Source organism: Paenibacillus sp. JJ-100, assembly GCF_948329825.1.
In the GTDB taxonomy this organism is placed as follows: Bacteria; Bacillota; Bacilli; order Paenibacillales; family Paenibacillaceae; genus Paenibacillus.
On the sequence record NZ_CAOJCM010000001.1, the window covers coordinates 874,353 to 890,305 of the forward strand.

Annotated in this window: 14 protein-coding genes; 13 read left to right on the forward strand and 1 reads right to left on the reverse strand. The window is 46.8% G+C overall.

Translation table 11 applies throughout. The features are described 5' to 3' along the window. Nucleotides 1–106 precede the first annotated feature (106 nt). The 7 genes from cyoE to PQG66_RS04385 all read left to right on the forward strand — a co-directional run bounded on the left by cyoE (nucleotide 107) and on the right by PQG66_RS04385 (nucleotide 8,721). The gene (gene cyoE, locus PQG66_RS04355) at nucleotides 107–967 is read left to right on the forward strand and encodes a heme o synthase (protein WP_272035508.1); all 861 of its coding nucleotides are present in this window, start codon (nucleotides 107–109) and stop codon (nucleotides 965–967) included. Nucleotides 968–1,028: 61 nt separating this feature from the next. After that, the gene (locus PQG66_RS04360) at nucleotides 1,029–2,093 is read left to right on the forward strand and encodes a LacI family DNA-binding transcriptional regulator (protein WP_334220752.1); all 1,065 of its coding nucleotides are present in this window, start codon (nucleotides 1,029–1,031) and stop codon (nucleotides 2,091–2,093) included. Between the two features lie 271 nt (nucleotides 2,094–2,364). Then, nucleotides 2,365–4,914, forward strand: a complete 2,550-nt coding sequence (locus PQG66_RS04365) for a beta-mannosidase (protein WP_272035510.1) — start codon at nucleotides 2,365–2,367, stop codon at nucleotides 4,912–4,914. 272 nt (nucleotides 4,915–5,186) lie between these two features. Beyond that, on the forward strand, nucleotides 5,187–5,864 hold the full coding sequence (locus PQG66_RS04370) for an SOS response-associated peptidase (RefSeq protein ID WP_272035512.1): 678 nt from the start codon (nucleotides 5,187–5,189) through the stop codon (nucleotides 5,862–5,864). Nucleotides 5,865–6,145: 281 nt separating this feature from the next. Beyond that, nucleotides 6,146–7,276, forward strand: a complete 1,131-nt coding sequence (locus PQG66_RS04375; protein WP_272035515.1) for an NADH-dependent flavin oxidoreductase — start codon at nucleotides 6,146–6,148, stop codon at nucleotides 7,274–7,276. 155 nt (nucleotides 7,277–7,431) lie between these two features. Then, complete coding sequence (locus tag PQG66_RS04380; RefSeq protein WP_272035516.1) at nucleotides 7,432–8,199, forward strand: DeoR/GlpR family DNA-binding transcription regulator; 768 nt, start codon at nucleotides 7,432–7,434, stop codon at nucleotides 8,197–8,199. Between the two features lie 48 nt (nucleotides 8,200–8,247). Beyond that, on the forward strand, nucleotides 8,248–8,721 hold the full coding sequence (locus PQG66_RS04385; protein ID WP_272035518.1) for an OsmC family protein: 474 nt from the start codon (nucleotides 8,248–8,250) through the stop codon (nucleotides 8,719–8,721). A 107-nt stretch (nucleotides 8,722–8,828) separates the two neighbouring features. On the opposite strand, the gene PQG66_RS04390 is transcribed toward PQG66_RS04385, so the two are convergent. Next, on the reverse strand, nucleotides 8,829–9,758 hold the full coding sequence (locus PQG66_RS04390; RefSeq protein WP_272035520.1) for an AEC family transporter: 930 nt from the start codon (nucleotides 9,756–9,758) through the stop codon (nucleotides 8,829–8,831). Between the two features lie 222 nt (nucleotides 9,759–9,980). Between PQG66_RS04390 and PQG66_RS04395 the strand changes: the two genes are divergently transcribed. From PQG66_RS04395 to PQG66_RS04420, 6 genes are all read left to right on the forward strand, one after another. After that, nucleotides 9,981–11,063 (forward strand): lactonase family protein, encoded by a 1,083-nt coding sequence (locus tag PQG66_RS04395; protein ID WP_272035522.1) that lies wholly within the window; start codon nucleotides 9,981–9,983, stop codon nucleotides 11,061–11,063. A 442-nt stretch (nucleotides 11,064–11,505) separates the two neighbouring features. Next, a complete protein-coding gene (gene hxlA, locus PQG66_RS04400) occupies nucleotides 11,506–12,138 on the forward strand; it encodes a 3-hexulose-6-phosphate synthase (protein ID WP_272035524.1) in 633 nt (210 codons plus the stop codon). Nucleotides 12,139–12,142: 4 nt separating this feature from the next. Continuing rightward, nucleotides 12,143–12,706: a 6-phospho-3-hexuloisomerase gene (hxlB, locus tag PQG66_RS04405; RefSeq protein ID WP_272035525.1), complete on the forward strand. Its 564-nt coding sequence runs from the start codon at nucleotides 12,143–12,145 to the stop codon at nucleotides 12,704–12,706. Nucleotides 12,707–12,937: 231 nt separating this feature from the next. Then, nucleotides 12,938–13,297 (forward strand): winged helix-turn-helix transcriptional regulator, encoded by a 360-nt coding sequence (locus PQG66_RS04410; protein WP_272035527.1) that lies wholly within the window; start codon nucleotides 12,938–12,940, stop codon nucleotides 13,295–13,297. Nucleotides 13,298–13,491: 194 nt separating this feature from the next. Continuing rightward, the gene (pepF, locus tag PQG66_RS04415) at nucleotides 13,492–15,294 is read left to right on the forward strand and encodes an oligoendopeptidase F (protein WP_272035529.1); all 1,803 of its coding nucleotides are present in this window, start codon (nucleotides 13,492–13,494) and stop codon (nucleotides 15,292–15,294) included. Nucleotides 15,295–15,409: 115 nt separating this feature from the next. Continuing rightward, on the forward strand, nucleotides 15,410–15,934 hold the full coding sequence (locus PQG66_RS04420) for a DUF2500 domain-containing protein (RefSeq protein ID WP_272035531.1): 525 nt from the start codon (nucleotides 15,410–15,412) through the stop codon (nucleotides 15,932–15,934). The last annotated feature ends 19 nt before the right edge of the window (nucleotides 15,935–15,953 follow it).

Sequence of the window (15,953 nt, forward strand, 5' to 3'; positions counted from 1 at the left end):
AAGAATGCTTTTTATTTTAACAAATAGATGAAAGCGATTGTAATTCGTTGGTGCTGCATGTATCATTATAGGAATGGCGTTTTTACATCGTTCAGGAGGCTTTCTGATGCTTAAAGACATGATTGCATTAACTAAACCCGGACTGCTAAGGCTGAATGTGTTTGCAGTAGCTGCAGGGTTCTGGGTTGCTTCAAAGTGGGATATTTCATGGGGATTGTTGCTACTGGTTGTGCTTGGCTCCACTCTGGTGATTGCTTCGGCATGTGTCATGAACAACTATTGGGATCGTGAACTGGATCAAAAGATGGAACGAACCAAAAAACGGATGGATTACATTAATCATCTGAAGCCCGGATTTGTTCTTGGGTATAGCCTGGTTCTTGGAATCGCTGGTTTAGCGGTGCTGTTTCTACTCGTGAATCCGTTATCAGGCTGGATGGCTTTGCTGGGCTGGTTTGCTTATATTGTCATCTACACGATGTGGTTGAAACGCACCTCGACGTGGAGTACGTCGTTAGGCGGGATTGCAGGAGCAATGCCACCAGTTATCGGCTATACTGCGGTAACCAATGAGATTGATGCAGGAGCTTGGTTATTATTTGCGTTCTTATTTTTGTGGCAGCCTCCACACTTCTGGTCGCTAGGTATTCGGCGCGTAGAGGAGTATCGTGCTGCAGGATTCCCGTTGCTGCCGGTGGTCAAAGGAGTGAAACGTACCAAGATTCAGATGATTCCTTATGTTTTTTTACTAATTCCCTCGGTATTCTTGTTGTACTACTTTGATTACGTTGGCCTTGTATTTCTTATTATATCTCTGATTAGCAGCATCATCTGGTTTGTACATACACTTCTTGGGTTAAAAACACAAGATGATGAGAAGTGGGCGAAGGTTAACTTTTTGATCTCTGTTAATTATCTAATGCTTGTATTCATCGTGATGGTTGCCAATACAACTTGGTCAAGTTAACCTAACAAACCCGGGATAAACAAAACATGTTTTGTTCATCCCGGGTTTTATGCTACACTGGATGGAAAATCAAGAAAATCGGGTGAGCAAGATGGGGAAAAGAGTGACCATGCAGCAGATTGCAGATGCTGCGGGCGTATCCAAGTTCGCGGTTTCCCGTGCACTTACGGGGAAGCCGGGTGTAAGTGAGTACACACGTGACATGATTGTCAGAACGGCAGGGCAATTGGGTTATTTCAAAATAGAACCAAAATATAATGCTATGGAGCCTCAGGCGTCATCAGGTATAAAACGAGGGAAAAAGAACGAAGGCACGGTTCTGATATTGTTTCCGAATATACGGTCCCAAAATTGTTCCTCCTTGTACTGGGGACCTGTATTTGAGGGGATTTCAGCGAGGTTGAATGAGAAAGGAATGGATATTTTAACGCTGACGGAGCCTTCTTCCGATCATATGTTTTCGGTACTCAATCCCGATGCGATTCGGGGTGTTATTACAGTGGGCACGATCTCCACGTCGGTATTGCTCGAAATATACCGCTTACGCATCCCACTCGTCATGGTGGATCATGAGGATTCGGCTATTCATACGGATACGGTGTTTACAGATAATGTGAAAGGGACAAAAGAATTAGTCCTTATGCTGGCTGCGAAGGGATACAAGCGATTTCAGTTTGCTGGGCAATTGCCGGATGCTGTCAGTTTCAGAGAACGATGGCTAGGATACCGGATGGGACTAGAAGAAATGCAAATACAGGTTAATCAGCATGCAGGGTTGTTGGTAGAGGAGTATGAGGAGATGCAGCAATCCATCAGAGATATGAAATTGGAAGATATTCCTGAAGTGATCGTATGTGCGAACGATCATACAGCAGTTATGATCATTGAGGCATTACGAAGTCGCGAAGTGATGGTGCCTGAACAATGTGCCGTGACTGGGTTTGATAATACGCGGATAGATGATCCGATTTTGGCTACAGCACATATTCACAAAGAACATCTCGGAGAACGGGCTGTTGATCAGCTAATCTGGCGGATGGACCATCGGGAAGCTCCATATGAACGCAAGTTAATCAATGCAGAACTCATTATGCGGGACGAGTATCATTCGTTGCGAGCGACGTAATCGACCGAAGTCTGTCAATCTTCAATGGAGCTGTTTAACTAAGGAAGAGCAATCGGTTTTTCAACATATGGAAGAGACATGGGGAAGTCATTCTCTATGTCTTTTTTTTGTAATATGAGAAAAGGATGAATTTAATTGACTAAATACATTGACTGATACGTAGCTAACATGTTATTTTTGTTTTGTAAATTGTTTGCCAATATGATAACAAAACATAACATACCATAACAAAACAAAATGCTTGAAGTACTTTAACACATGGGAGGCTGTCATGAGCATAATCCAATCGAAACTTTTGGAAAACTGGACGTTCAAGGCTTGTGAAGATCAGGAGTGGATGCCGGCTCAAGTGCCTGGATGCGTACATACTGATCTGTTGAGACTAGGTAAGATTCCGGACCCGTTCTACGGCACGAATGAGAGAGAAGTACAGTGGATCGACAAGAAAGACTGGGAATATCGTACAACGTTTGAGGTTGAGGATTCACTCTATGCACAGGAACAGCTGGAACTTGTTTTTGACGGGTTGGATACCTATGCGGATGTCTATGTGAATGATAACCATGTGTTGTCTGCGGACAACATGTTTCGAGTGTGGAAGGCAGATGTGAAAGCGCTTATCAAGAAAAAGGATAATGTACTTCGCATTCATTTTCGTTCTCCTATTCAGGAAGATGTGCCGAAGCTTGAAAAGCTGGGATATGCCTTGCCTGCAACCAATGACCAATCAGATGTAGGTGGTCTCGGGGATAAACGAGTAAGTATCTTTGCTCGTAAAGCGCCATATCACTATGGTTGGGATTGGGGGCCGCGTTTTGTCACAAGTGGCATATGGCGGGAAGTGCGGCTTGAAGGTTGGACTAATGTAAAAATCAATGACCTATTTATCCGGCAAAATGAAGTGAATACAGATTTGGCTGAGCTTACCGCCCTGGTTGAAGTAGAAACTTCGCAACCCATCGATACCGTCATTCGTATCGGTGCAGATGGTCAGCGCTGGGAGAAAACCGTATCATTGATGCCGGGTTCACATACCGTAGAGATCCCGGTGTCGATTCAAAATCCAAAGCTCTGGTGGAGCCGGGGGTTGGGCGAACCTCACCGATACACCTTTGCTGCTGAAGTGCTTCAGGGTGAGCGTGCTGTTGCAGAGTATGAGGTTAGAACAGGACTGCGTTCCATCCGCCTCGTGCGTGATCAGGACGAAGCAGGGGCTTCCTTTTATTTTGAACTGAACGGAGTTGCGGTGTTCGCCAAGGGAGCCAATCATATTCCGAATGATAGCTTTATTACTGAAGTGACAAGAGAGAGATATCTGCATGAGATTGTATCAGCTGCCCAGTCGAACATGAATATGCTGCGTGTATGGGGCGGTGGGTTCTATGAAGAAGATGTATTTTACGATCTGTGTGATGAATACGGTATCATGGTGTGGCAAGATTTTATGTTTGCATGCAGCATGTATCCGGGCGATGAGGCTTTCCTGAATAGTGTAAGACATGAAGCGATTGACAACGTGAAACGTTTGCGTAACCATCCGAGCATTGTACTGTGGTGTGGCAACAACGAGATTGATTCGGCTTGGGCGCATTATATCGAGGATGGGGGCTGGGGTTGGAAAAAGGATTACAATGCCGAACAGCGTGAACGGATCTGGGCAGATTATGAAGCCATCTTCCATGACCTTCTGCCAGAAGTAGTCGAAGCTTATGCACCAGGGATTGACTACTGGCCGTCTTCACCTCTTGTATCGCTGACAGGAGACGAGAAGCAACATGCACATCCGTCTACATCAGAAGGTGATATCCACTACTGGGGGGTCTGGCATAACGTTGAACCTTTTGAAAACTACAACGTGTATGTCGGCCGTTTCATGAGTGAATACGGATTCCAGTCATTCCCGGAATATAAGACGGTGCGCACATATGCGGAAGAAGAGGACCTGGCGCTGGAGTCAGAAGTTATGCTCGCACATCAAAAGAACGGAGCAGGCAATCGACTCATCAAGCAATACATGGATATGGTTTTACATGAACCGAAGGACTTTCCTTCTTTCCTCTATATGAGTCAGGTGTTACAAGCGGAAGCGATGAAAACAGCAATTGAAGCTCACCGCCGGCGCAAGCCATATTGTATGGGTACGCTCTATTGGCAGATGAACGACTGCTGGCCTGTAGCTTCGTGGGCAGGTATGGATTACCTTGGTCGCTGGAAGGCATTGCAATATTATGCGAAACGCAGTTTCAATGATGTATTGGTCTCTGTGGACGGTACACAGAAAGATTCAACCGACATATATGTGATCTCGGATCAGTTGAACAAGGTGCAGGGTCAGCTCCAGATTCGGATGATCGGATTCGATGGAATGGTGCACCGGAATGAGACATTGGACGTAAACGTGGCGCCAAATTCAGGAGAGAAGCTGTTGTCCTTACGTAATTCCGACTGGCTTGAGGGACTTGATCCTGCCAAGACGCTGCTTCGTTTGGATCTGCGGCAAGCCGGTGTACCGGATATTGTGCAGGAACATTATTTTGTGGCGACTAACCAATTGGCCCTGCAGCCCGCGAATATCAAAGTAAGCGGAGGATCTGATGAAGACGGTGTGCATCTGTTGCTGGAGAGCAATGTGCTTGCCAAGCAGGTCTGGCTGTCTTCAGAAGCTGAAGGCGTATTCTCGGATAACTTTTTTGACCTGATTCCGGGTCTGCCAGTGAAGGTGAAGTTTATTTCAAGAGAAGCTCTGCAACTTCCAGATGTGATCTCGAATCCAGGATCTGTTGAGGTGCGGTCTATGGTCGATTTTATACGTATGGTCTGAATGAAACGCCGTATAGGCAAGAGCATCTAAATCCAATGGGAACCGGATAATATCAACTATAATTCAAACGAATGAAACGGTCGAATTCTCTTAATAAAGGGAATATTGACCGTTTTTTTATTCCAAAACGTTCTGGCTGACATGCGACGAATTCAATGTGAACGGCTATGCAGAAGTATATTCATAGGTACATCTCGGATTGAAGTATGCATAATTTCCCTTTCATTACAAACAATACACTCAACCTTACTAGGAAAAAGGAGTGTATGACAATGTGCGAACGCTTTTCACTTGCGGCCGATCTGGACGAGGTTCGGGATCATTTCAAGATACAACGAGTCATGTATTACTATAAAAACCGCTATAATATCAGTCCGACGCAACATACGCCGATTATTCTGCATCAGGACGGAGAGCGTGTTTTGGATGAGTTTCGGTGGGGATTTATTCCGTTCTGGGGACGGGATGCGGTAAATGCGAATTTGATGACGGTGCATGAAAATCCGGCGTACTACAAACTTGTAGAGACCAAACGTTGTGTTATTCCCTGTAATGGGCTGTTCTACTGGCGTCAAGAAGGCAAGAAGCGTTATGCGGTACGTGTGGTGATGCCGGATCGCGGTCTCTTTGGCATTGCAGGATTATATGAGATATGGAGAGACACACGCAAACAACCGCTTCGAACCTGTACGATGCTCATGGCTAGTGCCAATCTGGTGACCCGTGAATTTGGCAGTAAAATGCCGGCGATTCTGATGGATGATGAGATTACGACCTGGCTTGACCCAGCCAATACACGCGTGACACAGCTGCTGCCACTGCTCAAAACGTATAACCGGACAGAAATGAATCTGTATCCCGTCACACCAATGGTGGCGAATGACGAACATGATTGTTATGAATGTGTGGAAGAAATGGATCAGAAGTTGGCGTACGTTCGCAGTTACTGAGGATATAGTTTGGAATAAATGTCGTTATGTAAGTGTAAACATGTAACGATGTATCGCTGTTTCTTGTTTTTGAACCTTAGATATGGTTAAAAGCAGGATAGAGAGTCCTAGGACTCTCTATCCTTTTCTACATTCGCTGATGATTTTTGATTCGGGGGATCGAGGAAAGAAAAAAAAGGAAATGTTGCAATTGAGCTGAAACGTAACTATAATAATTACAGTAACAGATGTATATATCCATATATCTATTTAAAGAGATATAATATCAGGAGGGAATCCAGATGAATCCAAAGTACTCGAAAATGTTTGAACAAGTTTCACTGCCTAGCGGCATTACACTGAAAAACCGGATCGTACTTGCTCCTATGACTCATATGTCTTCTAATCCAGATGGTACAGTATCCGATGCTGAGCTTGCGTACTACGCACGTCGCACAGGCGGAGCAGGGATGTCAGTGACCGCAGTAACTCATGTTACACCAAACGGCATTGGATTTCCTGCTCAATTCGGCTCCTATGATGACAGCTTCATCCCCGGACTGAAACGTTTGGCTGAGACTATTAAACAGCAAGGCTCCGTTGCTGTCCTGCAGATGTTCCATGCGGGTCGATTGACTCCGGAACAAGCTGTTCCTGCGGGCCAAGTGGTTGCACCAAGTGCCGTTGCAAGTGAACGTCCTGGTTCTCCGGAGCCAAGAGAAATGACGGATGAAGAGATCACATCAGTTATCCGTGATTTTGGTGAGGCGACTCGCCGGGCGATTGAAGCGGGTTTCGACGGTGTTGAAATTCATGGTGCTAACGGATATCTGATCCAGCAGTTTTTCTCTCCACATTCTAACCGCCGTGAAGATCGCTGGGGCGGCAGTGTTGAGAAACGTTTGACGTTCCCGCTTGCGGTAGTAGATGAAGTGCAACGCGTCGTTGCCGAACATACGAAACTTCCGTTCATTGTGGGTTATCGGTTCTCACCGGAAGAGCCTGAAACACCAGGGCTGACAATGGAAGATACGTATGCACTTATTGATGCGCTAAAAGAAAAAAATCTGGATTATCTGCATGTATCCTTGAATGAGTTCTGGTCGAAGCCAAGACGTGGCGAAGAAGATACACGATCCCGAATCGAATACATTCTGGACCGTGTTGGCGGTAAGTTGCCAGTGATCGGTGTGGGAGCGATCCACACTGCAGATGATGCTGCAAAAGCACTGGAGACTGGCGTGCCATTGCTTGCGATCGGACGTGAACTGATTGTCGAGCCGGACTGGGTCGAGAAGATCGAAAGCGGACGTGAAGAGGATATTGAGACAGTACTGACCAAATCCGATCAGGAGCGTCTGGTCATCCCTGACGGTTTGTGGAATGCGATTATTCACACACCAGGTTGGTTCCCTTTGGCAGATGATAAATAATAAATCATAGACGAGATGGAGGAGGCGAAAGCCTCCTCTTTTTCATATACGCCTATCCAAGGATTCTGCTGTCAAGGAAATTCTCCTTCCAACTGCTCTATGGTATGATGAGATGACAGGATGACTGGTATATTAACGGTTTGGAGTGAATGTACATGCTTGTTGCGGAACGTTATGAAAAAATTGTGGAATGGGTCGATGCGCAGGGAAGCATGCGTGTGACGGAACTTAGTGAGCGCTGCGGGGTGACGGAAGAAACCATACGCCGTGACCTGGACAAGCTGGAACAGGCGGGCAGGCTCAGGCGCTCGCATGGCGGAGCGGTAAGTGTGAAATATAAGGATGAACTGCAATCTGAGATTCCTTATCCCGAGCGAGCTGTAGCACATGCTGACGAGAAACGCCGTATTGCGGGAGAAGCAGTGAAGCTGGTTGAATCTGGCGACCGAATTGCATTAGATGCGAGCACAACGGCTTGGTATATGGCGGCCGGACTGCCGAATATTCCTCTTACCGTCCTGACCAACTCGATCAAGGTTGCGGCAGAGCTCAGTGCGAAGGAACAGATTCGTGTTATTGCTACAGGTGGACAGCTTGCTTCGAAGTCATTGTCTTTTGTCGGGCCGCTCGCCGAGCGTTCACTGGATGCGTATCATGTGGATAAGGTGTTTTTGTCTTGCAAGGGGGTCCATCTGACCAAAGGCATCAGTGAATCAAATGAATTGCAAGCGCTGGTGAAGCAAAAAATGATCCATATCTCGGATGAAGTGATTTTGCTTGCTGATTCAAGCAAGTTTAATATTCAGGCCTTCACAAGAGTCGCAGGCATAGAGAGCGTCGGGAGGGTTATTACCGATAAGGGTGTCCAAGATGAGCATGTTAACGCGCTGAATGAGCTTCAAATCACGTGTATACGTGTGTAAGCGACACAGTCGTAACGATATTACAATGATTAGAAGGGAATGATGACAATGAAACACCCGTTTCACTTAAAAGCGGTATGGAATGGCGGACGTAATAGTGAGGGTACGATTGATGCAGGAGGGTTGAAAACGGTCATTTCCATCCCGAAGGAGATGGGCGGTCCTGGTACAGGGACGAACCCGGACGAGATGTTGCTCGGGGCAGCAGCAACCTGTTACTTAATCACTCTTGCTGCCATGCTGGAGCGTTCAGATATCACGCCTGACGAGCTGACGCTGGAGTCAGAAGCGACGGTAGATGTAACGAATAACGTATTTACATATGAACGAATTGTGCATCGACCGCGAATTGTTCTTCCACACGATGCATCCGAGTCCGATCTGGATAAGGCTGAGCGGCTTGCGCATAAGGCTGAGGCATCCTGCATGATATCCCGTGCAGTTGCAGGTAATGTGACGATGGAGACACGTCCTGTAATTGTAACCAATGGAGCTGACAGGAATCGATCGGATTTGCATTAGGGTTCGGTCTTGAAGCGGCAGAGCCCTTCATCGGCGGCACGAATGCCGGGTGGAGAAGCGCCGCCAAGCGGCAAACGCTTCTGGTGTTCGCACGGCACCTGACCTGATCAGGAAAACATCACAATCATAATCGGCAAGAAGACCATAGACGCAGCGGTGGTCCAAAGAATGCACCGGGATACAAATTGCGGGGATGCGTTAAACTGTTCAGCTAAAATCACGGCGTTTACTGCCGTAGGCATTGAGGCAAGGATCAGCAGAACAGGGAACAATGTTCCTTCAACTTGCAGTGCTTTTAAAATAATCCAAGCTAGGACGGGGGCTCCGACAAGCCGTACGACAGTCCCTGCCCAGAAGGCCTTATGAACGTTGGGTGCCCACGGTTCTGCATCTCCTTTGGAACGAAGCATCTGTGCGCCGAGAATAGCAAGTACAATCGGAGAATATCCGGCAGCCATCATGGAGACGCCTTCATCCAGTGCTTCAGGCAGTTGAATGCCAGAACTGCGCAGGATTATAGCAACTACTGCAGCGTAGATGGTGGGCATCCGGAAAACGGACAGCAGCGCGTTTTTCACAGTGAACTCGGATCTCGCGGCAAAGAAAATACCTACCGTATTGACGATGATCATCTGTCCAATAACGTATACAGAAGCCTTGTCCAATCCAAGTTGACCAAAGGCGAGTAGTACAAGCGGGAGCCCGTAGTTCACACAGTTGGTGAATGTGGAGACGAGGGTAAGTCCTGCTTTTTCAGGTGCGCCCAGACCAAATACCCTGCTTACCAGCTCAGCTAATGCCCAGAGGGCGATCAGGTTCAGGAGGGAGAACCAGAAGGTGCTCGTTACATCCGACCAAGTGATCTCTGCATGCAGCAAAGTGTGGAAGATGAGCGCTGGACTCAAAATATAGAGTGAGAACGCAGACAGCGGCCGTGTATCCCAATCTCTGAAACGTTTTAACAGAATTCCGCCAATGACTGGCAAGGATATGGGTAAAAACACATGGTACAGCGTAATGAAAAACGAGGTAAACAATCTGTTCAGTCCTTTCTAGATGAAAAACCTATCTTATCATAGCAGGAAATACATATGAGTTGAATGTGCAACGGCATAATGACTGAGAATATACGTTAAATTGCTATAAGCAGCACTCTTTTTGGTAAAGAGTGGACAGGGGTTAGATTGCTATTTTGATATGGCAGATTTATTATAGAAGGAGTGCAACAAGACTACATACACATAGAGGAGGAAACTGTAATGAGTGAATCTAAACGCTTGCTCGTAATGGTCGGCTCTTATGCCGAAGCGGAAAATGAGGGCATTTATGCATATGAATTAAATGAGGATACAGGCAGTCTTGCGAAGCTGGACGGCATCGCAGGTGTGAAAAATCCAACATTCGTAAATGTGGATGCGCAAGCTAACAAGCTGTATGCCATTGGAGAAACGGCATCTGCTGAAGGCAATAAAATGTCAGAAGCGGTGGCGTTAAGCGTTGATCCTTCCACAGGGAAATTGACAATGCTCAATCGCCAAGACTCCATCTCTGCTCCACCATGTCACATTCAGCGTGACCCTTCCGGTAAATATTTGATCCTGTCCAGTTATCACGGCGGACTGGTAGGGCTTCAAGCGATCACAGACAATGGTGAAGTTGGAGCGCTTCTGGATGAGAAGAAACATGAAGGCCAAGGGGCACATCCTGAGCGCCAGGACAAGCCACATGTGCACTCCGCATTCTTTAGCCCGGACGGTAAATATATGATGGTACAGGATCTGGGTGCAGATAAAATCGCCATCTACTCGATTAACGAGGGCACGAATGAACTGGTGCTCCACAGTGAAACGAAAACGCATCCGGGTGCAGGACCGCGACACTTGGCGTTCCATCCGAATGGTCAGTTTGCATATGTGATTAATGAAGTGGATTCATCTATCACCTCCTACAAATATGATGCCGCTGCAGGCACACTGACGGAAATCTCCAACGTTTCAACTTTGCCTGACGGCTATGACGGCAGTGAGAACACAACCGCAGAGATTACGGTTTCGAATGATGGCCGGTTCGTGTATGGTTCTAACCGTGGACACGATAGCATTGTGGTATTCGCGGTAGATACAGACACGGGCACATTAAGCCTTGTGGAGCACGTCTCTACGGAAGGGCAGCACCCGCGTCATTTCGCATTGACGCCTAATGGTAAAATGCTGATTGTAGCCAACCGTGATACGAATAACATGGTTACCTTCACGGTGGATCAAGAGAGCGGTCGCCTGAAATATACAGGACACAGTACAGGTGTATCCAAGCCGGTATGTGTGAAACCTGTATATCTGTAATGCCATGTATGTGAATAGTTAGTGTGATCAACATCCAGCATACGCTGGGATAAAGATGGAGAAGAACCCTGCCGGAGAAGGCAGGGTTTTTCCTTTCTAATAAAAGAGAAAATGAGCCTTGAATTGAAGGGGAGCAGGGGAGGGGCGGCGGATAGAAAGATGCGTTCAGTAGGTGGTAGTGAATTTGATCTAGAGAGTGATGATGCAGTATCTCCGAAATGAAATTCAGATAACAACGAAATGATATCATTAGTTTCTTCGAAGTAACTACCAAACTTCAAAGTGCGTACTTCCTGAAAGGATAGTCAGGGCCTACAATGAACGTACAGCCAAGATACAAGAAACTCGGATACAGGAGTAAGGAACTTTGGCTGAAGAAATACAAGCAATCCTAATTTACATTCATTAACTCATAACTCAACAAGAAAAGGAGACATAAAACATGAAATTACAACTCGCACTTGATTTGGTTAACATTCCTGAAGGGATCGCACTGGTAAAAGAGGTTGAATCATACATTGATATCGTAGAGATTGGCACACCGATTATCATTAATGAAGGTTTGCATGCCGTAAAAGCAATGAAGGAAGCTTATCCTAACTTGCAAGTACTTGCAGACCTGAAAATTATGGACGCTGGTGGATATGAGATTATGAAAGCAGCTGAAGCTGGCGCAGACTTGATCACTGTTCTGGGCGCAAGCAACGATATGACCATTAAAGGCGCTGTAGAAGAGGCGAAAAAACAAAACAAAGAGGTTCTTGTAGACATGATCAACGTGCCTAACCTTGAACAACGTGCACGTGAAGTTGATGCGCTGGGCGTGGATTACATCTGTGTTCACACTGGTTATGACCTGCAAGCCGTGGGACAAAGCCCGTTTGAAGACCTGAAAACAATCAAAGCTGCCGTGAAAAATGCAAAAACCGCAGTTGCTGGTGGTATCAAACTAGACACACTACCAGAAGTAATCAAAGCACAACCTGACCTGGTTATTGTTGGCGGCGGTATTACAGGGCAAGCGGATAAAGCAGCGGTAGCATCCGAAATGCAGCGCCTTGTAAAACAAGGGTAAGCTGATGAGCAGCAGACAATACGCGGCAGACATCCTGAAGGAATTGGAACGGACGTTAAGTCAGATTAACGATGACGAGATGCAGGTTATGGCAGACCAGTTGCTAGCTGCGGAACGCATTTTTGTTGCCGGGGCTGGACGTTCAGGTCTGATGGGAAAAGCATTTGCAATGCGGTTGATGCAGATGGGACTTGTCGTTTACGTCGTGGGTGAGACGGTGACTCCGGGGATCAGCTCAGCGGATTACCTGCTGTTATGCTCCGGTTCCGGGGAGACAGGCAGTTTGGCCGCTATGGCACAAAAAGCCAATCAGGCAGGAGCACCTGTAGGCTTAATCACCATTAAGCCGGAGTCTACAATTGCGCAAATGGCACAAGCGGTTGTGCGTCTGCCTGCCTCGGCGAAAGAGGATACAGCAGCAGCCGGTGCTGATGTCACCATCCAACCTATGGGCTCCTTGTTTGAGCAAAGCCTGTTGTTATGTATGGATGCACTGATCCTCACGATGATGGAAATGAAAGGGATGACGGGTGCTGACATGTTTAGCCGGCACGCTAACCTGGAATAGATCTATCGTATCGTATGATTGTGTAAAATAAGTAATAGAAGAAGTAGACCGGAGTCCTGTGCATGTGCCAGGATTGCGGTCTTTTCTGTCAACAAGGATGAGGAACCTTGCATTCAGCCCATGCTATAGTAAAATGAAGTATTAAGGTTTGATTACGTGGCTATATTGACTTGCGGGGATGCGGCCCGGCGTCAAGATGTACCACTAACGAGATAAAGGGGGCTTGCAGCGATGGCGGCCGAAGTCAAGGAACGCATTAATTTGAAAGAAATCAACTGTGAGAAGGAACTAACGCTAGCGGTAATCGGAGGTAAGTGGAAGCTGATTATATTGTGGCATCTGGGTCTGGAGGGCACCAAACGATTCAGTGAATTGAAACGGTTGATCCCCCATATTACACAAAAAATGTTGACGAACCAGCTGCGGGAGCTCGAGGAAGATAAATTGGTGGAGCGGAAGGTGTACGCCGAGGTTCCGCCCCGAGTTGAATATTCACTGACCGATCATGGTCAGAGTCTGATGCCGGTACTACACGCGATGTACAACTGGGGCAAAAATTATGGTGAAAATGTAATCTGGCAAGCCGATTAAATGATTAAGTGAATAGATGAATCAGACGCCAAATGAGCTGGATATGTCCGGCATTTGGCGTTTTTTGTGCGTTCAAGTCCTATTGAATATGTACAATTAAACCAAAAGTCTCATAATAAGGATATGTCATGTATCGATTGGCAGATTATGATACGATGAGAGATATTGGAAATGCGAGGAGGATGACAAGCTAGATGGAAAAGATACTTACACGTGCCGAGGTTAATGTGGAATCGACTTGGGATCTAAGGGATTTGTTTGCCACCGATGTGGAATGGGAACAGGAGCTTACCTCCCTGCCCGCTGCTGCTGCGGATATCGAAACCTTTAAAGGTACACTGGGTCAAAGTGCAGAGCAATTGCTTGCTTGTCTGGATGCTCGTGAAGCTATGCAGGAACGGATTGGTAAAACGGCTGCTTATGCACGTTTGAAGCAGTCGGAGGACAGTACGAACCCGGTAAATATCGAGAACGCTGCTAAAACAGGTGAACTTCTGTCCAGACTGTCGTCCAGTCTGTCTTTCGTCAATTCCGAGATCGTTTCTCTGCCGGAAGGTAAGATCGAACAATATTTGAGAGAGCTCCCGGGTCTGGAACCTTACAAACGAAGTCTGGAGAGGCTGATCGAGGAAAAAGCTCATCGACTCACGCCTGAAACGGAGAAAGTACTTGCTTCCCTCGGTGAAGTGCTAGATTCACCTTATCGAATCTATCAGCGTGGCAAACTGGCGGATATGACTTTTGATGAAGTTCTGGATGGTGAGAATCAATCACGCCCTCTATCATGGTCTTTTTACGAAAATAATTACGAGATGTCGTCAGATACCCGATTACGTCGGTCTGCTTATGCATCCTTTAGTGAAACATTGAATAAATACAAGAATACATTTGCTGAAGGATATGCTGCTGAGGTCAAGAAACAGGTGGTGTTATCCCGCCTGCGCGGATATGAAGATGTGACGGACATGCTGCTGGCTTCGCAGGAAGTGAGCAAGGAGATGTACCATAACGTTTTGGATATTATTCAGAAGGAGCTTGCTCCGCACATGCGCAGACTGGCTGCGCTGAAAAAGCGTGAGCTTGGACTCGACAAGCTGATGTACTGTGATCTCAAGGCTCCACTTGATCCCGAGTTCAGTCCTTCCATAACATACGATGAAGCCTGCACATTGATTCGTGAGGCGCTGGAAGTACTGGGACCTGAGTATGGCGAGATTGTCGAACGTGCATTTAGTGAGCGTTGGGTTGATTACGCCGACAATGCAGGCAAATCCACAGGAGCGTTCTGTTCTTCAATCTATGGCTCGCATTCGTACATCCTAATCTCTTGGGCGAATAATATGCGCGGAGCGTTCACACTGGCTCATGAGGTGGGACATGCAGGCCACTTTATGTTGGCTGGTAAATATCAGCGAATAACGAACACGCGGCCTTCTCTCTATTTTATTGAAGCTCCCTCTACAATGAATGAAATGTTGTTGGCAGATCATTTGCTACAGCGTTCCGATCATCCGAGGATGCGGCGTTGGGTTATTTTACAGTTGCTTAATACGTATTATCACAACTTCGTTACACATCTGCTGGAGGGTGAGTTGCAGCGCAGGGTGTATGCTCTTGCCACTGACGATAAGCCGATCACGGCAAAGACGTTAAGTGAGTTGAAAGGGATGATCCTTTCCGAGTTCTGGGGTCCTGAACTAGTGGTGGACGATGGTGCTAAGCTGACGTGGATGAGACAGCCGCATTATTATATGGGTCTATATCCGTATACGTATGCAGCAGGTTTGACCGCATCCACAGCCGCAGCGCAGAAAATTAGAGAGGAAGGCCAGCCTGCGGTGGAGCGATGGCTTGAGGCGCTTAAATCTGGAGGCAGTCTAGCACCGCAAGAACTGATGAATCTTGCAGGTGTAGATATGTCCGGACCCGAGCCGATTCGTACTGCAGTTGCTTACGTTGGCGGTCTGATCGACGAACTTGAACGTCTGTATTCCTGATCCGGTTCATATAGTATAAGGACAAGGCAGAGCAGGTTGTCTACTCTGCATGAACCATCTGTTGAATAGGTGAGAGGTGAACTGTTATTTTTAGAGGGGAAAGGATCGATGTGTTATGGCGGTTACGAGCATATTCTCGTCAGAAACCCCATTCAGTTTGGATGGGTTCGGTGATATTGATGATACGAGCAGCGTACCAGGATTTGAAGGGAATCAAAGTGGTTTTTTTTCCGGATTCAATGAGTTAGGAGCAATGGGGACGATTGTCCCTGTTTTGGTTGGCATCGTGTTTCTGATTGTGGCGGGTGGCATTGTATATGCGATCTTCTCAGGAGTACGAACCTGGTCATCCAATAATGCTTCCCCAGTATTAACGCTGCATGCAAGAATCATTACAAAACGAACGGAAGTTAGGGGTGGAAGTGGGGATAGCAGAGCCACAACCAGTTATTATGCCACTTTTGAGTTCGATAATGGGGAACGGCTGGAACTACAGGTTAACGGTCAGACGTATGGCATGTTAGTGGAGCAGGATCGGGGGATGCTGACGTATCAGGGTACACGATTCAAACATTTTGAACGAGATATCCAACCGCAGCCTGGGCAATTCGGTGCGAAGAATGAACAGTTTTATACGTAAAAAATGAAACCGCGGCTTC